Source organism: Pseudomonas sp. 7SR1 (assembly GCF_900156465.1).
Classification (GTDB): domain Bacteria; phylum Pseudomonadota; class Gammaproteobacteria; order Pseudomonadales; family Pseudomonadaceae; genus Aquipseudomonas.
Genome location: NZ_LT707064.1, coordinates 3478423 through 3503114, shown reverse-complemented (window position 1 = coordinate 3503114; position 24692 = coordinate 3478423). Strand labels below are relative to the sequence as shown.

Below are 24692 nucleotides of genomic sequence, written 5' to 3'. Positions count from 1 at the left end.
AAATAGCCAATTATTGGGAAGTTCGGGTGGCCAATGGGCATCGAAGATGATTGTCCCTGTGGCGACGGGAGTTATCCCCGCACGGCTGCGAAGCAGACGCCCTGCTCAACCGTATGGGCCTGCTTCGCAGTCCAGCGGGGATAAATCTCCTCGCCTCAGGGGGCCCCGACTTCAGGACCTGTTCAGGCGCGGCTGCGCAACCATTGCAGGAAGCGTTTCTTGGCGACGGGCTTGGGCATCTCCCGCGTCAGGTTCTGGGCCAGGTGGGTGCGCACGTCCAGCAGGTTCTTCATCGCATCGGCAATGTCATGGCGAGCGTCGAGGCACGGCTTGAGGTAGCTCTTCTCGATGCGATACAGGGAGCAGAACGTCTTGGCCGTGAAGTTGGCCAGGGCGGCCTGGTCGGAGACGATTCCCGCTTCGCCAATCACCTCCCCTGGCCCCATGCGTCCGCCTTCGAGTACCTGGCCATTGCGCACCAGGGTCACGCTGACCACCCCCGACTCGATGATGAACAGATGGTCGCTGACCTCCCCGGCGGGCAGGATCATGTCCCCGGCGCGGAAGGTATGCAGGGTCATGTTCTGGCTGAAGGTGTCTTTTTCCTCCGGGCGCAATGTGGCGAAAATGCTCGAACTGTCCAGCAGGGCCCGGGGCCGCGACGTACCGGCGGCGGCAGTGTTCTCGCTGGTGGAGAGCAGGCTGATGCCCGAAGCCCGAAGATGCCGGAACGCCAGGTCGAACAGTTGATTGCGCACCTCGCGCTTCTGGCTCATGGAGGCCACGAACCCGCTGATCTCATATTCCGCCCCGGCGCTGCCGGTGCTCTTGAGGGTCACGCAGGGCGCCGGGCTGGCGAGCAATGCACGGCAGCCGATCATGGCGCGCTCCAGCGCCTCGATCACTTTCTGCGGTCGGGCGTGGGGGCTGACCGGGACGCTGATGGAAAGACCGTGCACATCGCTGGGCCGGCTGAAGTTGACGATCTTGGCCTTGGCCGCCAGGGAGTTGGGAATCACCGCCATGCTGCCCTGGGCCGTCTGCAACCGCGTGGCGCGCCAGTCGATGTCGGTGACGCGGCCTTCGGTGCCGTCGATGGAGATCCAGTCATCGAGCTGATAGGGCTTGGTGGTATTGAGCACGATCCCGGAAAACACATCGCTGAGGGTGCTTTGCAACGCGAGGCCGACAATGATCGCCATCGCGCCGGATGTCGCCAGTACGCCCTTGACCGGCAGGTCCAGCACGTAGGCCAGGGCCGCGATGACGGCGATCAGGAAGATCACCGCACCCAGCAGATCCTGCAGCAAGCGCCCGGTGTGCCCGACCCGCTGCATCATCGCCGCGCCGATCAACACCGTCAGGGTCCGCGCGGCGAACAGCCACCAGGCAATCTGCAGACCGGTGGCCGCCAGATGCCGCGGCACATCGTCGCCCCAGGGCGCCGGCACCATCGGATTGAGCCCCTCGTTGAACAGCAGCATGCTGAACAACGAAAAAATCACCAGGCGACCACCGATTTTCCAGTAGGTCCGCTGCGTACTGACCAGCCGCCACAACAGCAGGTCCAGCACGAGCAGCACCAGGGCGCAGAGCATCGGATGATCGGTGATCAGAGACAGCATCGGGACAGCTCCAGGAAATCATTGGAGCGAAGATTGGCACAAATTGCACACGCCACAAACTTTTGTGCCAGCGGGCCCGCTCGCGACGAGGGCAACATTTCGACAAGCAAGTCCACCGATGTCGTGGTTTGGCCAGCAAGCCCGTCCCACAAGGGATCCAGGGCGGGTGAGCAAAGCCACCAGCCCCGTCCATCGCATGCGCCAGTCAGTCGTCCATCTGGCCGAAGCGCCCGGCGTGGAAGTCGGTGAAGGCCTGGAGAATCTCCTGCTCGCTGTTCATCACGAACGGACCATGGCCGACGATGGGTTCGTCGATGGGCTCGCCGCTGAGCAACAGCACCACCGCATCCTCGCTGGCTTGCAGGGTCATCCGGTCTCCCGCCCGGTCGAACAGAGCCAGCTGCCCGGCCTCGGCCCGCTCGCGACCGTTGAGCGAGACCGCACCGCGCAGCACCACCAGCGCGACATTGCGTCCCTCATGCAGGTCCAGGTCCAGGCTTTTGCCAGCGTTCAAGCGGATGTCCCAGACGTCGATCGGGGTGAAGGTCTTCGCCGGCCCCTGCTGCCCATCGAAGGTGCCGGCAATCAGGCGCAGGCGGCCGGCGTCGCCTTTGAGGGCGATATCCGGGATCTCGCCGGCGACGAGGGTCTGGTAGCCGGCCGGCGCCATCTTGTCCTTGGCGGGCAGGTTGACCCACAGCTGGACCATTTCCATGGTCCCACCCTGGCGGGCGAAGGCTTGGGAATGAAACTCCTCATGAAGGATGCCGGATCCGGCGGTCATCCACTGCACGTCACCCGGGCCGATCCTGCCCCCACTGCCGGTGGAGTCCCGGTGTTCCAGTTCGCCCTGATAGACGATGGTCACGGTTTCGAATCCCCGGTGCGGATGCTGGCCGACTCCGCGGCGCTCCCGGGTAGGGGAAAATTCGGTCGGGGCCGCGTGGTCCAGCAGCAGAAACGGGCTGATGTGCTCGCCCAGGCTGTCGTAGGAAAACAGGGTACGAACCGGGAAACCGTCGCCGACCCAATGGGGCCGGGGGCTGGTGTAAAGGCCGATGATGCTTTTCATGCTGAGTCTCCAAATCCGGTAGGGCCAAGCCATGGAGACAGATTAAAAGCCACACCGTCGATCCGCTAGGCTGCAAAAACCAGCCTCAGCGTTCTACCTGAAGGACGATCACGGTTTACAGGTGATTGCGCTTGGCAAAATCCGACAACCCCACCAGGGTCTTCAAGCCCAGCTTTTCCAGCAGACGGGTCTTGTAGGTGCTGACGGTCTTCGGGCTCAGGAACAGGGATTCGGCCACATCCTTGCCCCGCATGCCCATGGCGAGCATCCGCAGGATGGACAGCTCCCGGGTGGAAAGGCTTTCCAGGGCCTGCTGTTCGGTGCGCTGCCGCAGGTCGAGCCGGACAGGCATCTGGGGGAAATAGGAATAACCGGACTTCAAGGCGTGCAGCGCCTTGGCCAGTTCCTTCAGGTCGCTTCGCTTGGTCACGAAGCCCCTCGCTCCCGCCGAGATGCAACGGTTACAGAAGTGCTGGGCATCCTGGGAGGTGAATACCAGCACCGCGCATTCGGGGTGCTGGGCCATGATCCAGACCAGCAGGTCCAGGCCATCGAAACCATTCATCACCAGGTCCAGAATCACCAGGTCCGGCGCACTTTCCTTGATGAGCGCCCTGGCATCGGCCACGCCGCTGGCGTCTCTGACGCGTGAAAACCCTTCGTTCTGGCAAATCAGCCGCAGCGCCCCCCGTATGACAGGGTGGTCATCCACGATCAACACGTTCTTCAAGGCTATTCCCCAGATGAATTGACGACACCGATGCCATGACTGCACCGGACTCTTGCACAGGCGGCAGGCCGGGCCACCTGTCAGGTCTGACAGTCCCGACCAATGGTCGAGATCAGCCGCCGAGCCCCTGGATGGCGGAGCTTCTCCAGGTCTGCCCCACCCCGTGTTCCTGGGGATCGACCTGTTCCATCAGGCGCGCCAGTGAAGCCAGGTCGGGCAGTGGCGCAGGATGCAGCTGCACACTGGAGCGACGCGAGACCGGAACCGACAACAGCCCGGCCTGGCGGGTGTTGTAGATCAGCCCGTGACGCAGCTGGGGGTTATCGAGGAAAAGACCGGGCAGTTGCAGCACGCCGTCTGCCAGGCAGGCATCGACGACAAGCAGGTCGAACGGCTCGCTGGTGTATTCCACCAGTGTCATCAGTTCCTGCGCGTGGCTCACGGGGGCAATGCGGTAATAGCCCTGCTGGTTGAACAGGAACTCGAGCCTCATCCGATGAGAATGTTGTGTATCGGCAATCATGATACGTAGTGCTTTGTTCGGCATGACAAGGCATCCCAATGACAACGCGACGGCTAGGCTTCGTAGCGAAAGTGCCTGCGCGACTTTCGTACAAAGTGCCAGAAGCCGGCTCGTGAACGTTAAGGGGCGTCAGGCTAGAGGAAGCTTTTCGGGGGCGCTGTAGGACGAGTCCTAAAAAGAGTCGGAAAAAGCCATCCCCGACGCAAGGATCGCCATGTCATTCGCGCAAAAAACCGCCGGTATCGCTTCGCGGTCCGGCACGGGCGGTTCCTCCCGCCAGATGGTCCTGCAGACGTTGGGCCAGTTGCTCCATGGCCTGGCGCACATCCTCCACCGCACTGGCCACCGATGAGGCGTCGGCGCTTCGGCAGGCATCCTCCAGGGCTTCGCAGGCGGCGATCAGGTGTTGTGCCTGGATCATCCGCGCCCCGCCCTTGATCCGATGCGCCAGGTCCGCGAGCCCAGGCACATCACGGCGGTCTGCCAGGTGCACCAGACGTGCCTCGTCGTCGGTATTGCTGCGCAGCAAGGTGCCCAGCAGTTCCCTGAGCGAAGCGGTGTCGCCCCCCGTCAGTTCTTCAAGGCTGCTCAAGTCGAGGTCGTCGATGGCCGCGGCGGACTCAGTCCCGCCGGCCCGGGCATCGATGACGTCCTCCAGGCGCGCCCTCAGCGCCGTGAGACCGATGGGCTTGAACAGGCAATCATCCATCCCGGCTTCGACGCAGCGGTCCTTTTCCTCGCGCTGGGCATTGGCCGTGACCCCCAGGATCACTGCTGGCGCCTGGCCTCGGATGCGCTCGTCGGCGCGAATGGCCCGGGCCAGTTCATAGCCGTTCATCGACGGCATGTTGCAGTCGCTGATGACCGCGTCGAAGTGTCCGTCGCGCCAGGCGCGCAGCCCCTGGACACCGTCCTCGGCCACCTCGACCCGATGCCCCAGGTAGCTCAACTGCCGGGACAGCAGCAGACGGTTGGCCGGGTGGTCGTCCACCACCAGAATGTCCAGCCGCCGGGCCGACGTCGCCGGCGCGACCTCCAGCTTGGGAACCGGCGCCAGGGCGTCGAGCAAGGGCAGGCTCAGGCGCACCTCCACCTGAGTCCCCTGCCCCGGCGCACTCTCCAGTGTCAGGCTACCGTCCATCATTTCGCACAAGGTGTGGCTGATGACCAATCCCAGCCCGGCCCCGCTGCGAGCCGACTGGCGCGAGTGAGGGGCCTGGGTGAAAGGGCGAAACAGCTGCTCCTGGTCTTGCCGGGCGATCCCGCAACCGGTGTCTTCGATCCGCAGGCGAATATCCAGGCGCTCACCGTCAGGCCCTGGCTCGGCCTGCAGGCTCAGGCGCACCTGTCCCCGGTCGGTGAACTTGATGGCATTGCCCAGCAGGTTCGAGACGATCTGCTTGAAGCGCAACGGATCGATCAGCACATCGCGATTGGCCGCTTCGCCCAGGTCCTGGGGCAGGTCCAGGTGCTTGTGTCGCGCCAGGCCTTCGAACATCCGCGCCACCGACTCGACCAACTGCCGCAGGTTGGCCCGTTCCGGCGCCAGGGACAGGCGCCCTGACTCGATACGGGCGATGTCGAGGATGTCGCCGATCAGATCCAGCAAGCCATGGGCCGCCCCGGAAGCGACCTCGATAGCCTCCCGGTCCACGACGCCTTGTTCGGCTTTTTTCTGCGCCAGCTCCAGCATGCCGATCACCGCGTTCATTGGCGTGCGGATTTCATGGCTCATGGTTGCCACGAACGTGGTCTTGGCCCGATTGGCGTCGTCGGCGCTGGCCTTGGCCACACGCAATTGCTCCAGCAACCGCCGCAGATAAGCGACCCAGCCCAGGGCCAGCAGCAACAGCAGCGCGGCGATGGCAAATCCCTGGACGATGGTGGTGCGGTTGCGCAGCCAGTAGCTGTCATCGATCACCACCTCACTGCGCCAGCGGTTGGTCAGCTCGTCCATTTCCTCGGGAGAGATGCCCAGCAGCGCCTTGTCGAGAATGCCATGCAGCTGCGACGCATCCCGGTGGGTCGCCAGGGCAATGCGTGCCGGCAAGGTGCCCACGGTGCTGGTGACCTGCAACCGGTCGCGGTATTGGCGCGAGATCATGTAGCGGGCGCTGATCAACGAATTGACCGCACCATCCACGGTACCGGCGGCGACCATGGCCATGGCCTCGGGCACGTTTTGCGCAGGCACCAGTTGCACCTTCGCAAAGGTTTCCTGCAGGTAGGGCTGCAAGACATTGCCTCGCACCAGCGCCAGCCGCTTGCCTTCCATCTGGTCGAGGGTCAACGGAGCCTTGCCCTTCAGGGAGGTCACCAGCACGAAGGGGTTGGTCAGGTACGGCCGGGTGAAACGCAGCGTGTCGTCATCCTCGGCGCCGGTGCTGATGGTGATTGCCGCCAACACATCGGCCCGGCCACTCCTGACTTGGTCGATCAGGTCGTACACCGATTTGCCACGCTGGATATCGAACTTCAGGCCGGTGCGCAAGCTGATCCTGGCCAGCACATCGGCGCTGATGCCCCGCAAGTGACCTTGTTCGTCAGTGAACGTCAGCGGCAGGAAGTTCTCGTCGATCACCACCCTGATCCGCGGATGGGCCTCCAGCCAACGCTGTTCATCGACGCTGAAATGCAGCGCCTGCTGGCCCGGCATGCTCGCGCCGCCGGCGCTCCAGCGGCGCTGGATCACCATGTTTTCGCCGGTGGGAATGGCTTGCAACGCCGCGTTCACGAGCCGCAGCAGGCGCGCATTGTCGCGCCTGAGGGCAAAGGCGAACGGCTGTACTTCCAGGCGCGAGAAGTCCGCCAGTTGGACGTTGTTCAGGTAATTCTTGCTGATCAGGTAGTTGGAACTGATGGAATCCCCCAGATAGACATCGGCCTGGCCGAACGCCACGGCGCCGATGGCACTCAATGTCGAGGGGTACAGTTGCAAGGTCGCGTCGGGATAGAACGCCTCGACCCGTTCCGGTGGCAAATAGTGGTAGAGCATCGCCAGCCGCTTGCCCGCCAGGTCCGGGGGCAGATCCTGGCTGTCGTCGATGCGGGCCACCAGGGTGGGCAGGTCATCGGCGTAGGCCCGCGACATCACCAGCGCCGGATCGTCGGCCTCGAAGCCGTTGGCCGTGCCGAGCAGGTCGATTTCACCCTCGCGCAGCGCCTGCAGCGATTCGGCACGGGACGGATAGCGCAGCACCCGCACCTGGACCTGCAGCAGCTGCCCGAGCAACTGCGCGTAGTCGGCGGTCAGGCCCTCATAGTCGCGGCCATTGCCGGTGATGCTGAAGGGTGCGTAATCCGGCGCCGAGGCCCCCAGCCGCAACGTGCCCTTCTGCCGCAACCAGGCCTGGTCCGCCGCCTCCAGGGACACCGAATAATCGTCCACGTGAGAGCGCCCGAGTACCTCCAGCCATTCGGGAGCCGCGCCAGCCTGTGGCATCACACTCAACGAGCCCAGCAACAGTGCCACCAGGCCCGTGCGTAGAAGCTGCATCATCTGAATCGGGGTTTCGCTTGGCGAAATCGGCCCGGCGCACCGCTGGCTTCAGGTCGAGCCCGAGTGACCGGCTGATAGGTTCAGACTGCCAATGCGAGGGAACAGCGAACCGTCCATACGCCTATCGAACGGTGACAGGCGTGGATTGAGTGTAGGAAATTTCCGAGGATTTGCCTGCCTGAGGCCAACGACTTATGGCCCAGGCCCGCCGAAAAGACGTGAACAAGACCTGTGGGTGCCGCCTGCCCCCACAGGGATCGCGCTGATGTCGTCTACACCGCGGCCAGCAGTTGGTCGCGTACCGGGCGGCTCTGGTCGTGGTACTTGGCATGCTCATACAGCGAGCCGGCGATCTCATCGGCGCGCACCGGCAGGATCGACAGCAAGGTATCGCTCAGACCATGACTGGCCTGGCAGAAACCCTGCATATAGATCGCAGTCTTGCAGCGCTCGTCGGTGACCAGCTTGTAGTTGCGGTCCACTTCGAAGTCGCCCAGGTATTGCGCAAGCGGCGCCAGCAAGGTGCGGTGCGTCTGGCGCTCGTATCCCGTGGCCAGCACCACGGCGTCGTAGAGACGCACGCTCACCTCGCCGGTGGCGTTGTTGCGTACCGCCAGTTCCACGCCCGCGTCGGTGGCGGTGGCTTTTTCCACAGTGGTGAGGGTACGGAACGCGTGGCGGGCGATGCCGGAGACTTTCTGCCGATAGAAGATGCCGTAGATGCGTTCGATCAGGTCGATGTCCACCACCGAATAATTGGTGTTGTGGTACTCGTTGATCAGGCGCTCGCGCTCGCTGTGGGGTTGCTGGAACACCAGGTCGGTGAACTCCGGCGAGAACACTTCGTTGACGAACGGGCTGTCGTCGGCCGGCTTGAGGGCCGAGCCGCGCAGGATCATGTCGACCCGCGCCGAAGGAAAACTGTCGTTGAGGTCGATGAAGGCTTCCGCGGCACTCTGGCCGCCGCCGATGATGGCGATGTTCATGGGCTGGCCTTTCACACAAGGCTGGGCCGCCATGCACTCCAGGTAGCGGGAATGGTGGAACACCCGGCGATCGTCCTTGAACGCCTTGAATGCCGCCGGAATACGCGGCGTGCCACCGGCGCTCACCACCACCGAGCGGGCGGTACGCACTCGCTCCTTGCCCTGCTCGTCCCGGGAGATCACCCGCAGGGCTTCGACCTGCTGGTGCTGCAGCACCGGTTCGATACGCAACACTTCCTCGCCGTAGCGGCTCTGCCCGGCGAACTGTGCGGCGACCCAGCGCAGGTAGTCGTTGTACTCCATGCGACACGGGTAGAAGGTGCCCAGGTTGATGAAGTCCACCAGGCGACCGTGCTGCTTGAGGTAGTTGACGAACGAATAGGGGCTGGTGGGGTTGCGCAGGGTCACCAGGTCCTTGAGGAAGGAGATCTGCAGCTCGCTCTGGGTCACCAGGGTATTGCCGTGCCAGCGATAGTCGGCCTGCTTGTCGAGGAACAGCGCATCCAGCTCGCCCTGGACCGGGCCGCGCTCCTGCAACGCGATGGCCAACGCCAGGTTCGAGGGGCCGAAGCCGATGCCGATCAAATCGTGAACGTGGGGCGTTGCAGTTGCCTGTGTCATGTCCAGTGTCCTCTGGAGAGAAGCCCCTCAACAGGGCGCGAAAAGCCGGGAAAACCGGCCGGCGGTGCCCATGCAACCGGGCCGGCAAGTCGTCAGTAGTTGCTGTTGAGTGGTAACGAGGACGATGAAAGGAAATTTAACGCGCGACGAGGTTCAGCCCCTGTCCCACTGCCGGACGCGGATACGGCAGTGTTTCATGGCATTGACGATGTGCTTTTCCACCAGTGCCCGGGAAATGCCCAGGCGCTCGGCGATCTGCGGGTGAGACAGGCCTTCGAGCTTGCGCAGCAAAAAGCTTTCCCGGCACAGCGGCGGCAGTTCGGCCAGCGCACGTTGCAGCATGTCCAGGCGCTGGCCATGGTCGAGGCTGGTATGGGGCGATGGTGTGAAGAAACGTTCTTCGCTGTCGAGCACATCCAGGGATTCGACCTGGCGCAGGGTATTGCGTCGATGCCCGTCGATCACCAGGTTCAGCGCCGTGCGATAAAGGAACGCCCGGGGCTGTTCGATGGGCGTATCGCTGGCACGCTCCAGCACCCGCACATAGGCGTCATGCACCACATCCTCGGCCGCCTGGCGGTTGCCTAGCCTGGCGTTCAGGAAACACACCAGCTCGCGATAGTAGTTTTCCAACATGACTCCCGTGCGCAATGGCTGCGACAGCTATCCCTCTGCCACCCGGCCCGCTCGAAAAGGCGTAGCACAATGGTGTCAGATTCAATCGCGTAATTTATAGTAATTCTCATATAGATTTAAAGCATTCGTTTGTATCACAGATAAATCCCGCCACCACCGCATCCATGGATCGGCGATTGAGTTGTCTTCCCTTCAACCTGCTACCAAGTGTTTCAAGCCAGTAAATTCCCGTCCAAAGCGCTCGTTTACCAGAACAGCCCCCGTCCCCGCCCTCCCTGGAACGGGCCCGATTTCACCGGCCGGAACCCTGCATGAAACGTCCCCGACCCACCCGTCGCGCCTGGCTTCTGACTTTCGCCGTGCTCCCAGCCGTGGCCTTCGCCGCCTGGCAGGCGGTGGTACCGAATAACGCCCCCCTGGCCACCGTCGCCGTCACCCGGGGCGATATCGAAAACAGCGTGACCGCCCTGGGAACGTTGCAGCCACGACGTTATGTGGATGTGGGCGCACAGGCCTCCGGGCAGATCCAGAAGATCCACGTGGAGGCCGGCGACGAGGTTCGCGAGGGGCAGTTGCTGGTGGAAATCGATCCTTCCACGCAACAGGCCAGGCTGGATGCCGGGCGCTTCTCCATCGAAAACCTCAAGGCCCAGCTCCAGGAACAACGGGCACAGCACGACCTGGCGCAGCAGAAATTCCGCCGTCAGCAGCAACTCAAGGCCGGCGGCGCCACCCGCGAGGAAGACGTGCAGACGGCCCAGGCCGAAGTGCGCGCGACCCAGGCCCGCATCGACATGTTCCAGGCCCAGATCCGCCAGGCCCAGGCCAGCCTGCGCAGTGACGAGGCCGAGCTGGGCTATACCCGCATCTATGCGCCCATGGCCGGCACTGTGGTGGCTGTCGGGGCCCGGGAAGGCCAGACCCTCAATGCCCAGCAACAGACACCGTTGATCCTGCGCATCGCCCGGCTGTCGCCGATGACGGTCTGGGCCGAGGTGTCGGAGGCGGACATCGGTCACGTCAAGCCGGGCATGACCGCCTACTTCACCACCCTGGCGGGGGGCGGCCGGCGCTGGAGCAGCACCGTGCGCCAGATTCTCCCCGTGCCGCCGCGCCCGCTGGAAGCCAGCCAGGGCGGCAGCCCCACGGGAGGGCGCAGCGGCACCGAGCGGGTGGTGCTCTATACCGTGTTGCTGGATGTGGATAACGCCGACCGCGCCCTGATGACCGACATGACCGCCCAGGTGTTCTTCGTCGCCGCCCAGGCCCACGATGTGTTGACCGTGCCCACCGCGGCCTTGCAGGACAACGCCGGCCAGGTGCGGGTGCTGGCCGCCAACGGCGATGTCCAGGCACGCAGCGTCCGGACCGGCGTCAGCGATCGCCTGCGCACCCAGATCCTCGACGGCCTCAGCGAGGGCGAGCGGGTGCTCATCGGTCCGGCCGCTGGCAACGGGGGCTGAATGGACACGCCCCTGATCGAACTGCGGGACATCCGCAAGGCCTATGGTGGCGGCGACAGTCCGCGGGTGGAGGTGCTGCGCGGCATCGACCTGTCGATCCATGCCGGGGAGTTCCTGGCGATCGTCGGGGCGTCCGGCTCCGGCAAGTCCACCTTGATGAACATCCTCGGTTGCCTCGATCGCCCTACCAGCGGCGAGTACCGTTTTGCCGGCGAGGACGTCGCTCGCCTGGGCAGCGACGAACTGGCCTGGTTGCGGCGCGAGGCGTTCGGCTTCGTGTTCCAGGGCTATCACCTGATCCCGTCCGGCACGGCCCAGGAAAACGTCGAGATGCCGGCCATCTATGCCGGTACCTCTGCCGCCGAGCGTCACGCCCGGGCCAGCGCCCTGCTCGAACGCCTGGGCCTGGCCAGCCGCACCGGCAACCGTCCGCATCAATTGTCCGGGGGCCAGCAGCAGCGGGTGTCGATTGCCCGGGCCTTGATGAACGGCGGGCACATCATCCTCGCCGACGAGCCCACCGGCGCCCTCGACAGCCAGAGCGGCATCGAGGTCATGGCCTTGCTCGACGAACTGGCAAGCCAGGGCCATGTGGTGATCCTGATTACCCATGACCGCGAAGTGGCGGCCCGGGCCAAACGCATCATCGAGGTCCGCGACGGGCTGATCATCAGCGACAGCGCCCGCACCGATACGCCACCGCCGCGAGCCAACCCGAAAGCACTGCAGGCCGTGGACCTGCGCCAGCGCCTGAGCGCCGGCAGCGAACACAACGGCGCCTGGAAAGGCGAGCTGGTGGACGCGGTACAGGCGGCGTGGCGGGTGATGTGGATCAACCGCTTCCGCACCGCCCTGACCCTGCTCGGCATCGTCATCGGCGTGGCCTCGGTGGTGGTGATGCTGGCGGTGGGCGAAGGCAGCAAGCGCCAGGTCATGGCGCAGATGGGAGCGTTCGGCTCCAACATCATCTACCTCAACGGCTCCGCGCCCACTCCACGCGCCGCCAAGGGCATCATCAGCGAGCATGACCTGGCGGCCCTCGCCGCCCTGCCCGAGGTGCAACGCATCATGCCGGTCAACGGCGCCAACGCCAGCGTGCGTTTCGGCAACCTCGACCACACCAGTTACGTGGGCGGCAACGACACGAATTTCCCGACGATCTTCAACTGGCCGGTGACCGAGGGCAGCTATTTCACCGACGCCGATGAACAAGGCGCGGCGGCGGTGGCGGTGATCGGCCACAAGGTCCGGCAGAAACTGCTCAAGGACATCGCCGATCCCATCGGCCGCTATATCCTGATCGAGAACATGCCGTTCCAGGTGGTCGGCGTACTGGCGGAAAAAGGCGCCAGTTCCGGGGATTCGGACGCCGACAACCGCATCGCCGTGCCCTACTCCGCCGCCAGCGTCAGGCTGTTCGGCACCCGTCATCCCGAATACGTGGTGATCGCCGCCCGGGACGCGGGCAAGGTCAAGGAGGCCGAGCAGGCCATTTCCCGGACCCTGCTGCGCCTGCACGACGGCAAGCAGGATTTCGAACTGACCAACAACGCCGCGATGATCCAGGCCGAAGCCCGGACCCAGGGCACGCTGTCGCTGATGCTCGGGGCCATTGCTGCGATCTCGCTGCTGGTGGGAGGCATCGGCGTGATGAACATCATGCTCATGACCGTGCGCGAGCGGACCCGTGAGATCGGCATCCGCATGGCCACCGGCGCTCGCCAGCGCGACATCCTGCGCCAGTTCCTCACCGAAGCGGTCATGCTCTCGGTGGTGGGTGGGCTCGCTGGCATTGGCCTGGCCCTGCTGGTGGGCGGCGCGTTGCTGCTGGGCAGGATCGCCGTGGCCTTCGAATGGCTGGCGGTGTTCGGCGCCTTCGGCTGCGCCCTGGTCACCGGCGTCGTCTTCGGCTTCATGCCGGCTCGCAAGGCCGCCCGCCTCGACCCGGTCGCGGCCCTCACCAGTGAATGAATCCCAATCTATGAAAGCGCACCTGACCCTCCTGGCCGCCAGCCTGCTATTGGCGGCCTGCGCCAGCCCGGTGCCAGCGCCGGACAGCGGCATCCAGCCACCACCGGCCTGGCAGAGCCTCCATACGCCCAATGCTCGCGCAGATAACCAGCAATGGTGGACGCAATTTGGCAGCACGCAATTGAACCGCCTGATCGAACAGGCGCGCCTGGACAGCCACGACCTGGCCGCCGCCATGGCCAGGGTTCGCCAGGCACAGGCCAGCGCGGTGATCGCCGGTGCCCCACTGCTGCCCGAGATCACCGCCGGGCTCAACGGCAACCGCCAGGAATTGCTGCGAGGCCAGGGTTACAGCCAGCTGGACGTGGACCGGAACAACCGCACCATCGATTACTACGATGCCCACCTCAGCGCCACCTACGAGCTGGACTTCTGGGGCGGTAAACGGGCGGCCCGGGACAGCGCGCTGAACACACTGCAAGCCAGCCGGTTCGACCAGGCGACCGTGGAGCTGACCCTGCTCAGCGGGGTCGCCAATAGCTACACCCAGGCGTTGTCCCTTCGCGAACAACAGCGCATCGCCGAGCTGAACCTGGCCAACGCCCACAACGTGCTCCAGTTGGTCCAGACCCGTTACGACGCCGGCAGCGCCACGGCCCTGGAGCTGTCCCAGCAAAAAAGCCTGGTGGCGGCCCAACAGCGCCGGTTGCCCCAAGTGCAGCAACAGGCCCGGGAAGCCCTGATTACCCTGGCCACCTTACTGGGACAACCGGTGCAGTCGATCCGGATCGAGGATGAACCCTTCGACCGCCTGAACTGGCCGTCCGTCGACGCCGGGGTACCCAGCGAGCTGCTGCGCCGGCGGCCGGACATTGCCGCCGCCGAAGCGCGCCTCGCGGCGGCCCAGGCCGACATCACCGTGGCCCGCGCCGCGATGCTGCCCTCCGTGACCCTGGGCCTGGGCCTGGCCACCGGCGCCGACATCGCCGACCAGCTGTTGCGCAACAACGTCTACAACCTCAGCGCCGGCCTGGCCGCGCCGATCTTCAACAACGGCCGCCTCAAGGCCGAACGGGACAGGGCCACCGCCCGCCAGGAGGAGTTGCTGGAGCTCTACCGCGCCGCCATCGTCAACGGCTTCGCCGATGTCGAGAAAGCCCTGAACGGCATCGACGGCCTGGACCAGCAACGGCAGTGGCAGACCGAAGAACTGCACCAGGCCCAGACCGCCTTCGACATCGCCCAGAGCCGCTACCGGGCCGGCGCAGAAGACCTGCTCACGGTGCTGGAAACCCAACGGACGCTGTACGCCGCCCAGGACATGAACGTGCAATTGCGATTGGCGCGGGTGCAGGCTAGCGTGGCGTTGTACAAGGCATTGGGTGGTGGGTGGCAGGTGATGTAAGGCTAAAACCAAGTAACACGCGGAGGCCAGCTAATCTGACCAAGCATTCAAAGAGTTCGAATCAACAACTCGGCGTGTTCACGAAACACTGCAAAAGCCTCGTCGAAGCCGGGGCGGATGGAGCCAAAAATCAACGGCATCAGCCTCGCGTCATACTGGCCACGAATCGCCGCGTCCGAGCTGCTTTGATCGAGGGCTCTCTGCATGACCTTTCCTGGATTGGCAGCGAACGGAGGAAACTGCCGACCAAATTCAGCGGCGTCGAAGTTCACCAGTTTTTTGAAACCGCTGGCGGCTCGTTCGCTGACGGCAGGATCGGCAAGGCTGATGCAATAAACGTCGTAGATATGACGCACCAATGTATCGTCCCACGCCTGAAGCATGGCCCCGGCCTGGTGCTGGGCATAACGCCGAAGAAATGAAATGACTTTTTCCGCAAGTGTTTCTTCAACCGCTACACAGGGGATACTTCCCAAGTACCCAGGCCTTGCGGCAAGTCTATCCACCAAGTGTTCCAGCGGTCGCAGAGTCACTTCGAACTCAGGCATTCGTGCGGTCAGTTCCAGGCTCAGATAAGGGCGCAAACTCAAGTCGTGCGGGTATTGAGGTGCATATTGCCAACGACTGGAGAAATATCGGTTTTCATTCCGGGCAATACGCGCGTCCACGATTTCTTCGAAGCCAAGCCTGGCGAGCCCCTGGGAAACCTCAGCCTTCAACTGACTGAGGTGTCGCTTTTGAGCCGAAGCACTGAACATGCTCGACTTGTCCCATACGATCTTCAAGTCAACGTCTTCTGACATGCGCTCGATCAATCGATAGGCCTTGGACAGGCTCGTCCCGCCACAGAACACTAATCGAATGCCCGGAAACTGTATTCCCATCAGATGCTGCAAGGCATCGGTTACATGGATGTCTTTTTCAAGAATGCTGGCGGTCAGAAAACCGACCTCAACCTCAGCCAGTACCGCATCAATCAACTCAACCTGCTCAGGCGTGATGGTTTTCATAAACTACGTAGCGCCCACCAAAGCCGAGCTTGCGGATAATACGGCGTGAGCCTGTATCAAAAACAACGCCGGCGGGAAGCTGCAAACTGTCGCTGGCATTGTATTCACGCAACGCGCGCCCCGCCGTGATCTTCACGCCAAGCTTCTGCAGAGCCAGAGGCGCCAGAACTTCAAGCGGACGTATCGGGATTGGCTTGCCGGTGAGCACACTGTTTTTAGCCTTCGCGAAGACGCCAACGCCAAGTCTGACCAATACACCGTTAGCCACCAGATGACGCAACGCTCGGGATACCTGTGCGGAACTGCCGAACTTGGAAAATTCAGAGCGCAGAAACACGTCGTCCTTTCGCAAGGCGATTGATCTCCTGATGCGCTCCTCGATAATCATGTCTCACCTCAAACGGCACCTAAGCCCGAAAAGTACACAACCTACTGTTCCATATGAATTTTTCAATACAAACTGTGCTCATGCTTGCTCAGTATAGATCAGCATGGGGAATACAGGCCAATTCAGAGAGCAGTAGCGACAAATCTCAACCTACCGATGAAGCACAAAGCGCACAAGCCGGCGGATTCTGAAGCAGCTGTGGGCGATGTCCGTACACAGGGTGTCCGGCTTTGATTCTGTTTATCCTGCCATTTAGGACTCCCGAGCGAGGCTACATCGCCTTGCGCCATTGCCTACAACTGCGCCAGAATCCGCCGGCTTGTGTGCCTGGCTCGTGGCTTTTACTGTTTCCGGGTCGCTGATTTCAGCGATCGGGTCTGCAAGCCCGACGAAAACCAGGCGCGTAGCCGCAAGCCCATCGAGACGGTTTTGTTCGTTTCATGGCGGCTGTGTGTGGGAGACCTTCGGGTCTGCCGGGTGCCTGGTTTCCCGGTCTTGCAGACCCGCGCATAGCTGCCACCCATCATCTGCAAGTGATGAATGTCAGCCCACGTGAATAACCAGGAGCTGCACCATGTTCAAGATCACCCCCAATCCCCCCGAAGACGACTCGAAAAAACTCAACGAAGCCGCCGACCGCGCCCTCGCCTTCTACCTCGACCCCAAACCTGAAAAGACCAATCCATTACCGGGCCAGTTGTTCACCGTGGCAGAAGGCGTGGACATGGAATGCCTGCTGGCCAACCTCAGCGAGACCCTGGCCTCGGTCAATGTCATGGCCAGTGAACTGGCGTTCGAGCTGGAGGGTTCGCGGCGGCATTTTGCGCTGGGGATCCAGCAGATGGTCGAGTTGGGCGAACTGCTGGCGAACCGCGCCCTGGATATCGCCGAACGGCCGTAGCCCTGAGCAAAGTCCTATCAAGCCCCCCAATATGAAAGAGCCACATTTTGTGGGAGCGAGCCCTGCTCGCGATGCGGTCTACCTGAACCGGTGATGCTGGATGTGCCGCCCTATCGCGAGCAGGCTCGCTCCCACAGGGGTTCGCGGTGTATCTGACAAGCTGCTGTCATTATGGGAGCTGGGCTTGCCCGCGATGGCGGTGTATCTGACGGACCGCGGTCACTGTGGCCTGGGTTTATCCTGCCGGTTCGGGCACCCTGGTTGCGGCGATGGCGAGATCGATCAGCGCCTGACTGTCGGCCGCGTCAACGTCATTATCCCCGTCCATGTCTCCATGTACCGAAACCCTGTCGAGGGGACCTTGCGGGTTTGTCCTGGTCACCCGGACGCCGTAGGCGGACACAATCGAGTCGATGAACTCAGTGTCCGGGTCGTCATCGATGAACCCCGTCATGCGGGTCACGAATTCAATCTCCACCGCCCCGAAAGTCGTCCCGGTTTTCTCGGTCAAGGTAATCAGGATGCCTTTGCTGGTTTCCATTCGAAGCCTCCTTTGGCAGATGATCCGATGGCAGTGCAGGCACTCTATGCCGAGAGGACGAGGCTGTCTGCTGTAAGAACTAACAGGTCTCCTCGCCAGGCACTACACAGGTCTGGCCTTGAGATTGCGCGCATACCAGGGCCGTTGCGGCACCCGGCGCAACAGTTTGGAAAGCTTTTTGTCATCGCTGCCGAAGGTGATGCGCAGGGCCAGCTTCATGGTTTCCGGATCCATCTCTACCGAGCGGCCAACCTGCAACCCTGGCGTGGTACTGCAGCCATGGGTGTCCGGGCCCAGCCAGGGGTCGGCGATCTCCACCCAGCGGCCCGGGGCGAACCAGGGCACACCCTTGACTTCAAGCCGGCTCACTTCCCCCGGATGGAAACGCTCATGGGCCCGGAACCAGTCTTCGATGCGGTCGTCGATCCAGCCATGAAAAGCCCAGAACACCGGATTGACATGGGACGAAAACGGATCCCCCAGGAAGTCGTTCTCCGGGGCGAACCAGCGCTGGGCAAAGTCGGCCTGATCGCGGGCGAACGGCACCGGGTGGCCGTTGGACGGGTCCCGAGGCACCGAGGCCCAGCGCATGTGCAGCCAGTCGTGCAGGCCCAGTTCCACTTCCGAGCCGAACTGGCCCAGGGTCAGTTTCGACAGGTAACGCGGATCCCGGTAACGCGACTCCCAGACCAGGAAATTGCTGTGGTAGGTCTCCGCGGTCTTGATGTCGCTCACCCATTGGGCGTATTGCTCGTCACCGGCGGCCAGCCAGGTCGGCGGCAAGGCCGTACCGTCGAGGTTGTCGAAATACCGGGCGAAGCCCTGGCGATCACGGTCAAGCTCCGGCTGCGGCAAGGGAAAGCGTTGCCAGGACGGCAGCGGCTGGAACGAACGGGCCGTCCCCAGCATGTGCCGATGCATGAAAAAGAAATCGATGCCCGAGCCGTTGCGGTCCTTGCGCGGGCCGCGAGCGTCACGCTCCTGGTCCCGAGGCCCGGGCTGCCAGCCCAGGCCCCGCAGGGCGTCGCGCTTGTCTTCGTCCAGGGCGTGCCATTTATCCCGCGAGGCATGCCAGAGCTGATGGAACAGACGATGCTCGGGCGACACCAGCCAGGCCAGCAGCGCAGGGCTCAGCGGCGTGCGTTCGCGGGCTTCGGGGAACGCTTGCTTGAGGGCGATGAACTGATTGTCGAGTTCCGGCAGGGCCGCCGACCGGTCCAGGCGCGACACCCGACCGCTGAGCGTGGCGCGGCCGGCATTGCCGAAGCCGGCCCAGACCTCGTCCAGGGTCATGATGAATTCGTAGTCCGGCGCCGCATGCTCGGCACCGGTGAGTCGCCAGCTCAATTGCCTGGGGTCGGCGCCGGCCAGGTCGCCCAGCAGCCGGTAACGAGGCTCGTCGCCAGCGCGCAGGCGTTCGGCGGTATCGAGGCATCCCACCAGGCCACGGCCCTTGTGGGCGATGTCGAGGAATACCTGCAGCCCCTCGGTCGGCAGACCGTCAAGGCCGGCATCGCGTCCCGTGAAGCGGATCGTCCAGATACCGCGCAGCTTGTCCGCCCGGCGCTGGCCCGCCACGTCCGCCACATCGAATGAAGCCTCGCCGGGGGTGATGGTGGGGTCCGGCCGGGTCAATTCGCGATGCCCGTAATACACCACAGGCACGGCGGCGCCGGTCAGCGCCAGGCCTGCCATGAACCATCGTCGAGAAATCGTCATTGCCTTACCTGTGTCAGGCCCTGGAGCGGGCTTTATCCAAGCTAGAACGATGGGTGGACTGACAAATTTATAGGGAAACGGGGGGCCTCATCGCGAGCAAGCTCGCTCCCACAGGTGAGCGCATTCCAGATGGTGGGAGCGAGCTTGCTCGGGATGGCGGGCCCGAGAACGCCTAAATTTCCCGCCCGATCACTCGTTCCCCCCAGATAGCAAAGGCCCCCGCGCCTGTCTTTCCAAGGCGAACCTGACTGAGATCGGCAATGACAACACGACGTTCGAAAAAGGCTCTGTTCATCGGCGTGCCCCTGGCCCTGGCGCTGGTGGTCGGTGGTGGCCTCGCGGCCTGGGACCACTGGTGGCGGGACAACCCCGGCTACCCGGTCAAGGTGATGAAGCAAGCCCGGGAGCTGCATGAACGCCTGCTCTCCTTCGACAGTCACATCACCGTGCCGCTGGACTTCGGCACCGCCGGCAACGAGGCCGACAAGGACGGCAAGGGCCAGTTCGACCTGGTGAAAGCCAACCGCGGGCACCTGTCCGGCGCAGCCCTGACCATCTTCGGCTGGCCCGAGCTGTGGAACGGCCCCAACGCCCCCCACAGGCCCACCGCCGGTTTCGTCGAAGAGGCGCGCAACCAGCAGGAGGTACGCTACAAGATCATCACCGGCATGGTTCGGGATTTTCCCAACCAGGTCGCCATCGCCTACACGCCGGATGATTTGCGACGCCTGCACGGCGAAGGCAAGTTCGCGATTTTCATCAGCATGCTCAATGCCTATCCCCTGGGCCACGACCTGAGCCTGCTGGACCTGTGGACGGCGCGAGGCATGCGCATGTTCGGCTTCAGCTACATCGGCAACAACGACTGGGCCGACTCTTCGCGGCCGCTGCCCTTCTTCAACGATTCCGCCGACGCCCTGGGCGGTCTTTCCGACATCGGCAAGCAAGCCGTGGGCCGCCTGAACGACCTGGGCGTGATCATCGACGTGTCGCAGATGTCGACCCAGGCCCTGGAGCAAGTCGCACAACTGAGCCGCACACCACTGGTGGCCTCCCATTCGGCGCCACGGGCGATGGTGGACATCCCGCGCAACCTCAGCGACAAGGAAATGCAACTGATCAAGGCCAGCGGCGGCGTGGTGCAGATCGTCGGTTTTTCCCAGTACCTGCGCCCACTGACGCAAAAAACCCAGGACAAACTCAACGCCCTGCGCGCGCGTTTCGATTTGCCGCCTTTGCCCAACCTGGCGATGGCACTGATGCCAGGCGACCCGATCATCGCCGCCTGGCCGGAGCAACGGTTTGGCGAATACGCCGCCCAGCTCTACGGCATCCTGGAGGAAGAACCCAAGGCCAGCCTCAAGGATCTGGGCGATGCCATCGACTATGCCGTGCGCAAGATCGGCATCGACCACGTCGGCATCAGCTCGGACTTCAACGAAGGCGGCGGAGTGAAAGGCTGGGAGGACGTGGGCGACATTCGCAACGTCACCGCCGAGCTGCTGACCCGTGGCTACTCCGAAACCGATATCGCCAAGCTGTGGGGCGGCAATTTCCTGCGGGTCTGGGACCAGGTGCAGAAAGCCGCCCGGCCAGCCGTGGCCTCGAACCAGAAGGCCGTCCAGCCATGAATGAACGCCGTACTTTCCTGAAGCAGGCCGGCATCCTCGCCGCCGGCCTGCCACTGGCCGCCAGCCTCCCGGCCCCGGCGATCGCCGATCCGTTGCCGCCGATTTCCCGGGACAAATGGACACAGCTGCGCTCGCTGTTCGACCAGGATCCGGACTACCTGCATTTTTCCAACTTCCTGGTCACCACCCACCCGCGTCCGGTACGCGAAGCCATCGAACGACACCGCGCCGCGCTGGACAAGAATCCGGGATTGTTGATGGACTGGGACCTGGGGGTCACCGAAGAACGCGAGGAAAACGTCCGGACCTGGGCCGGTCGCTACCTGCAAGCGAGCCCCAAACAGATCGCCCTTACCGGCAGCACCACCGAAGGCCTGGCGATGATCTATGGCGGCGTTCAGGTGAGCGCCGACCAGGAGATCCTCACCACCGCCCACGAACACTACTCCACCCACACCATCCTCGGCCTGCGTACCCAGCGCAACGGCACACAGGTGCGCAAGATCAAGTTGTTCGAAAGCGCCCACGAGGCCAGCGAGGCGCAAATCCTCGCCACCATCGACCGCAGCATTCGTCCGCAGACTCGCGTGCTGGGCATGACCTGGGTGCACTCGGGTAGCGGCGTCAAGCTGCCCATCGACAAGATCGGCGCGCTCGTCGACAAGCACAACCAGGGCCGCAGCGACGCCCAGCGCATCGTCTACGTGGTGGATGGCGTGCACGGCTTCGGTGTCGAGGACCTCGATTTCCCGACGATGAACTGCGATTTCTTCATCGCCGGCACCCACAAGTGGATGTTCGGCCCCCGGGGCACGGGCCTGGTATGCAGCCGCAGCGAAGAGCTCAAGTACGTCACGCCGATCATTCCAACGTTCTCCGAAGCCACCGCGTTTTCCACCGTGATGACGCCAGGGGGTTTCCACGCCTTCGAGCATCGCTGGGCGGCGGACGAAGCCTTCAAGTTGCACCTGCAACTGGGCAAGGCCGACGTGCAGGCACGCATCCATGCCCTCAATACCTACTTGAAAAAACAGTTGCTGGCACAGCCGCAGATCGAGCTGGTCACGCCCTTGAGCCCGGACCTGTCGGCCGGCTTCACCTTCTTTCGGGTCAAGGGCCGCGAGAGCGACGAGATCGCCGCCTACCTGATGAAGAACCGGGTGATTGCCGACGCGGTGCATCGCGACGCCGGCCCAGTGGTCCGCACCGCGCCTGGGCTACTCAATACCGAAGCCGAGATCGATCACTTCATGGGGCTGCTGAGCAAGACGCTCTGAACCGCTCCCTTCTTTGACTTTATCGAGAAAGATGATGAACCGTGAGTTGCACAGTTTTTCAGTGAAGACACTGCCCGCGCTGGCCCTCGCCGCCGCCACCGGCCTGCTCTGCATCGGCGCCCAGGCGGCACAGCCGGGCCAGGTATTCCGGGACTGCAAGGACTGCCCGCAAATGGTGGTGCTGCCCAGTGGCACCTTCACCATGGGCACCCCGGACGACGAAGTCGGCCGCGAACCCGATGAAGGACCGATGCACCCGGTGACATTCGCCAGGCCCGTGGCCATCAGCCGCTTCCAGGTGCTCAAGGGCGAATGGTTCGCTTATCTGCAGGACACCGGCTACACGATGCCCGACGCCGATAAGCGCCCCGGCCGTGCCTGCAAGGCCGGTGTTCCCGACTACCAGGGCAGCGACCCGGGCAAGCAGTACACCGACATGCACCCGGCGGTGTGCATGAATTTCGAAGAAGCCAATGCCTACGTGGCGTGGCTGTCGAAAAAGACCGGGAAACAATACCGCCTGGTCAGCGAGTCGTTGCGTGAATACGCGGCCCGCGGCGGCAGCACCGGCCCGTTCCCCTTCCCCTTCGATGACGGCAAGGACTATAGCATCGCCCAGCACGCCAATACCTACGGCGCGGCCGACGGCTACAACTTCACGTCCCCCGCCGGACGCTTCGCGCCTAACGCCTTCGGGGTGTACGACATGCACGGCAACGTCTACGAATGGACGGCCGACTGCTACAACCCGGACTACGTCGGCGCCCCGAGCGACGGCAGCGCCTGGCTCAGCGGCGACTGCAAGGTGCGGCGCATCCGCGGCAATGACTGGGGCGAAGCGCCGGTGTTCTCCCGCTCGGGCAACCGCAACGCGGTCTATCCCGACGCACGGGGCGACTGGCTGGGGTTCCGGGTGGCCCGGGATATGTGAACCGTGACCGCCCTGCCCACACCACCCTGCCCGTGCCTCGCGCCAGCGCCTTGAACCATTGCCGTCACCGGCCCTACAAGGGGAACCCCATGACCTCGAACTCCCGCGGAGCCCTCAGTGAAGTGCTCAGCCTGCTCAAGCCTTTCCGGCTCATTGTGGTGGCGTCGATTCTGCTCGGCATGCTGGGTGGCCTGAGCATCACCGCCCTGCTCGCCACCATCAACGACGCCTTGAATGCCGCGACCAAGCCCACGCCGCAGGTGCTGGCGACGTTCGTGGGACTCTGCGCGGCGGCCCTGCTGACCTCGATCCTTTCGGACATCGGAACCAACCATGTCGGCCAGAACATCATCGCCGGCTTGCGTAAATCCCTGGGCAAGAAAGTCTTGCTGGCCCCCATCGAGCAGATCGAACGCTTTCGCAGCCACCGGCTCATCCCGGTACTGACCCATGACGTCAACATGGTCAGCAACTTCGCGTTTTCCTTCGCTCCACTGGCCATCGCATTCACCGTCACCCTCGGTTGCCTGGCCTACCTGGCGTACCTTTCGCTGCCGATGTTCGCGGTGCTGCTGGTGGCGCTGGTGATCGGCACCGTCATCCAGTACGTGGCCCGGGCCCGGGGCATCAGGGGGTTCGAAGCGGCCCGCGAGGCCGAGGACGCCCTGCAAAAGCACTACAGCGCCATCGCCGCCGGTGCCAAGGAACTGCGCATCCACCGTCCACGCCGCCAGCGCATGTTCAGCCAGCGCATCGAAGCGACCGCCGATCACATCTGCGATACCAATATCCGCTCGGTCAATACCTTCGTGGTCGCCAAGACCTTCGGCTCGATGCTGTTCTTCGTGGTCATCGGCCTGGTCCTGGCCCTGCAATCGCTTTGGCTGGGTACCGACAAGGCCGTGCTCAGCGGCTTCGTGCTGGTGCTTTTGTACATGAAGGGCCCGCTGGAATACCTGGTGATGACCTTGCCGGTCATCAGCCGGGCCAACATCGCCTTCAAGCGCATCGCCGAACTGGCCGAGCAGTTTTCCTCTCCCGAGTCCCACCTGTTGCTCGATGACAGGAACGCAGCCACGGCAACGATCCAGCGACTTGAGTTACGCGATGTGCATTATGCCTTCCCGGCAGTCGAGGGCAGCCAACCCTTCGCACTCGGGCCGGTCAACCTGTCCATCGCCCAGGGTGAAATCGTCTTCATCGTCGGCGAGAACGGCGGCGGCAAGACCACGCTGATCAAGCTTTTGCTGGGGCTCTATCCACCCCAGCGCGGCGATATCCTGCTTGACGGCAAACCGGTGACAGCCGCTGGACGGGACGATTACCGCCAGTTGTTCACCACGATCTTCGCCGACTACTACCTGTTCGACGAACTGGTCCAGGGCGACCAGCAGGTGCCTGAAGAGGCCAACCGCTACCTGGAACGCCTGGAAATCGCCCACAAGGTCAGCATCCACGACGGCGTGTTCAGCACCACCGACCTCTCCACCGGCCAGCGCAAGCGCCTGGCCCTGCTCAACGCCTGGCTGGAAGGCCGCCCGGTGCTGGTCTTCGACGAATGGGCCGCCGACCAGGACCCGGTGTTCCGCCGGATTTTCTATACGCAGCTGCTGCCGGAACTCAAAGCGCTGGGCAAGACCATCATCGTCATTTCCCACGATGACCGTTATTTCGATATCGCCGATCAACTGGTCCGGATGCAGGCCGGTCGGGTCATCAGTGAAAAAGCCCCGCAGGCCTTTGCCTGAACCGACCCGACGCAA

Annotated in this window: 19 protein-coding genes; 8 read left to right on the top strand and 11 right to left on the bottom strand. The window is 63.5% G+C overall.

Features of this window, described 5'->3' with window-relative positions:
• Positions 1-182: 182 nt before the first annotated feature.
• From BW992_RS15910 to BW992_RS15880, 7 genes are all read right to left on the bottom strand, one after another.
• The gene (locus BW992_RS15910; RefSeq protein WP_076406565.1) at positions 183-1625 is read right to left on the bottom strand and encodes a mechanosensitive ion channel family protein; all 1443 of its coding nucleotides are present in this window, start codon (positions 1623-1625) and stop codon (positions 183-185) included.
• A gap of 205 nt (positions 1626-1830) precedes the next feature.
• Positions 1831-2697 (bottom strand): pirin family protein, encoded by an 867-nt coding sequence (locus tag BW992_RS15905; RefSeq protein WP_076406562.1) that lies wholly within the window; start codon positions 2695-2697, stop codon positions 1831-1833.
• A 115-nt stretch (positions 2698-2812) separates the two neighbouring features.
• Positions 2813-3427 carry a response regulator transcription factor gene (locus BW992_RS15900; protein WP_072392142.1) on the bottom strand — a complete coding sequence of 205 codons (615 nt, stop codon included), beginning with the start codon at positions 3425-3427 and terminating at the stop codon, positions 2813-2815.
• A 112-nt stretch (positions 3428-3539) separates the two neighbouring features.
• A complete protein-coding gene (locus tag BW992_RS15895) occupies positions 3540-3974 on the bottom strand; it encodes a chemotaxis protein CheY (protein WP_072392139.1) in 435 nt (144 codons plus the stop codon).
• 193 nt (positions 3975-4167) lie between these two features.
• On the bottom strand, positions 4168-7449 hold the full coding sequence (locus BW992_RS15890) for an ATP-binding protein (RefSeq protein ID WP_076406560.1): 3282 nt from the start codon (positions 7447-7449) through the stop codon (positions 4168-4170).
• A gap of 272 nt (positions 7450-7721) precedes the next feature.
• Positions 7722-9056, bottom strand: a complete 1335-nt coding sequence (locus tag BW992_RS15885) for a lysine N(6)-hydroxylase/L-ornithine N(5)-oxygenase family protein (RefSeq protein WP_076406557.1) — start codon at positions 9054-9056, stop codon at positions 7722-7724.
• Between the two features lie 153 nt (positions 9057-9209).
• Positions 9210-9692, bottom strand: coding sequence for a sigma-70 family RNA polymerase sigma factor (locus BW992_RS15880; RefSeq protein ID WP_072459412.1), 483 nt, complete (start codon positions 9690-9692; stop codon positions 9210-9212).
• A gap of 311 nt (positions 9693-10003) precedes the next feature.
• Here BW992_RS15880 and BW992_RS15875 point away from each other — a divergent pair, with 311 nt between their 5' ends.
• The 3 genes from BW992_RS15875 to BW992_RS15865 are packed head-to-tail and all read left to right on the top strand — an operon-like array spanning position 10004 to position 14531.
• The gene (locus BW992_RS15875; protein ID WP_072392127.1) at positions 10004-11155 is read left to right on the top strand and encodes an efflux RND transporter periplasmic adaptor subunit; all 1152 of its coding nucleotides are present in this window, start codon (positions 10004-10006) and stop codon (positions 11153-11155) included.
• The gene (locus BW992_RS15870; RefSeq protein ID WP_072459411.1) at positions 11156-13126 is read left to right on the top strand and encodes a MacB family efflux pump subunit; all 1971 of its coding nucleotides are present in this window, start codon (positions 11156-11158) and stop codon (positions 13124-13126) included.
• A 10-nt stretch (positions 13127-13136) separates the two neighbouring features.
• Positions 13137-14531 (top strand): efflux transporter outer membrane subunit, encoded by a 1395-nt coding sequence (locus BW992_RS15865; RefSeq protein WP_076406554.1) that lies wholly within the window; start codon positions 13137-13139, stop codon positions 14529-14531.
• A 47-nt stretch (positions 14532-14578) separates the two neighbouring features.
• Here BW992_RS15865 and BW992_RS15860 read toward each other — a convergent pair whose 3' ends face one another.
• Both BW992_RS15860 and BW992_RS15855 read right to left on the bottom strand, forming a co-directional pair.
• Positions 14579-15541 (bottom strand): nucleotidyl transferase AbiEii/AbiGii toxin family protein, encoded by a 963-nt coding sequence (locus BW992_RS15860; protein WP_076406552.1) that lies wholly within the window; start codon positions 15539-15541, stop codon positions 14579-14581.
• Entirely contained in the window at positions 15522-15929 is a 408-nt protein-coding gene (locus BW992_RS15855) for a DUF6088 family protein (protein WP_072430704.1), read from the bottom strand. Before BW992_RS15855 ends, BW992_RS15860 begins: the two co-directional genes overlap by 20 nt.
• Before the next feature lie 574 nt (positions 15930-16503).
• On the opposite strand from BW992_RS15855, the gene BW992_RS15850 reads away from it, so the two are divergent.
• Complete coding sequence (locus BW992_RS15850) at positions 16504-16830, top strand: DUF6124 family protein (protein WP_072392118.1); 327 nt, start codon at positions 16504-16506, stop codon at positions 16828-16830.
• Between the two features lie 235 nt (positions 16831-17065).
• Here the strand turns inward: BW992_RS15850 and BW992_RS15845 are convergent, their stop codons facing one another.
• Complete coding sequence (locus BW992_RS15845) at positions 17066-17371, bottom strand: hypothetical protein (RefSeq protein WP_076406549.1); 306 nt, start codon at positions 17369-17371, stop codon at positions 17066-17068.
• Positions 17372-17473: 102 nt separating this feature from the next.
• Positions 17474-19090 carry a pyoverdine maturation tyrosinase PvdP gene (gene pvdP / locus BW992_RS15840; protein ID WP_072392112.1) on the bottom strand — a complete coding sequence of 539 codons (1617 nt, stop codon included), beginning with the start codon at positions 19088-19090 and terminating at the stop codon, positions 17474-17476.
• A 260-nt stretch (positions 19091-19350) separates the two neighbouring features.
• Here pvdP and pvdM point away from each other — a divergent pair, with 260 nt between their 5' ends.
• The 4 genes from pvdM to BW992_RS15820 all read left to right on the top strand — a co-directional run bounded on the left by pvdM (position 19351) and on the right by BW992_RS15820 (position 24677).
• On the top strand, positions 19351-20721 hold the full coding sequence (gene pvdM, locus BW992_RS15835; protein ID WP_072392109.1) for a pyoverdine-tailoring dipeptidase-like protein PvdM: 1371 nt from the start codon (positions 19351-19353) through the stop codon (positions 20719-20721).
• Complete coding sequence (pvdN, locus tag BW992_RS15830) at positions 20718-21998, top strand: pyoverdine-tailoring periplasmic protein PvdN (protein ID WP_072430707.1); 1281 nt, start codon at positions 20718-20720, stop codon at positions 21996-21998. Before pvdM ends, pvdN begins: the two co-directional genes overlap by 4 nt.
• A 34-nt stretch (positions 21999-22032) precedes the next feature.
• A complete protein-coding gene (pvdO, locus tag BW992_RS15825) occupies positions 22033-22929 on the top strand; it encodes a dihydropyoverdine dehydrogenase (protein WP_072430708.1) in 897 nt (298 codons plus the stop codon).
• Between the two features lie 89 nt (positions 22930-23018).
• Positions 23019-24677: a cyclic peptide export ABC transporter gene (locus tag BW992_RS15820; protein ID WP_076406546.1), complete on the top strand. Its 1659-nt coding sequence runs from the start codon at positions 23019-23021 to the stop codon at positions 24675-24677.
• Positions 24678-24692 lie beyond the last annotated feature (15 nt).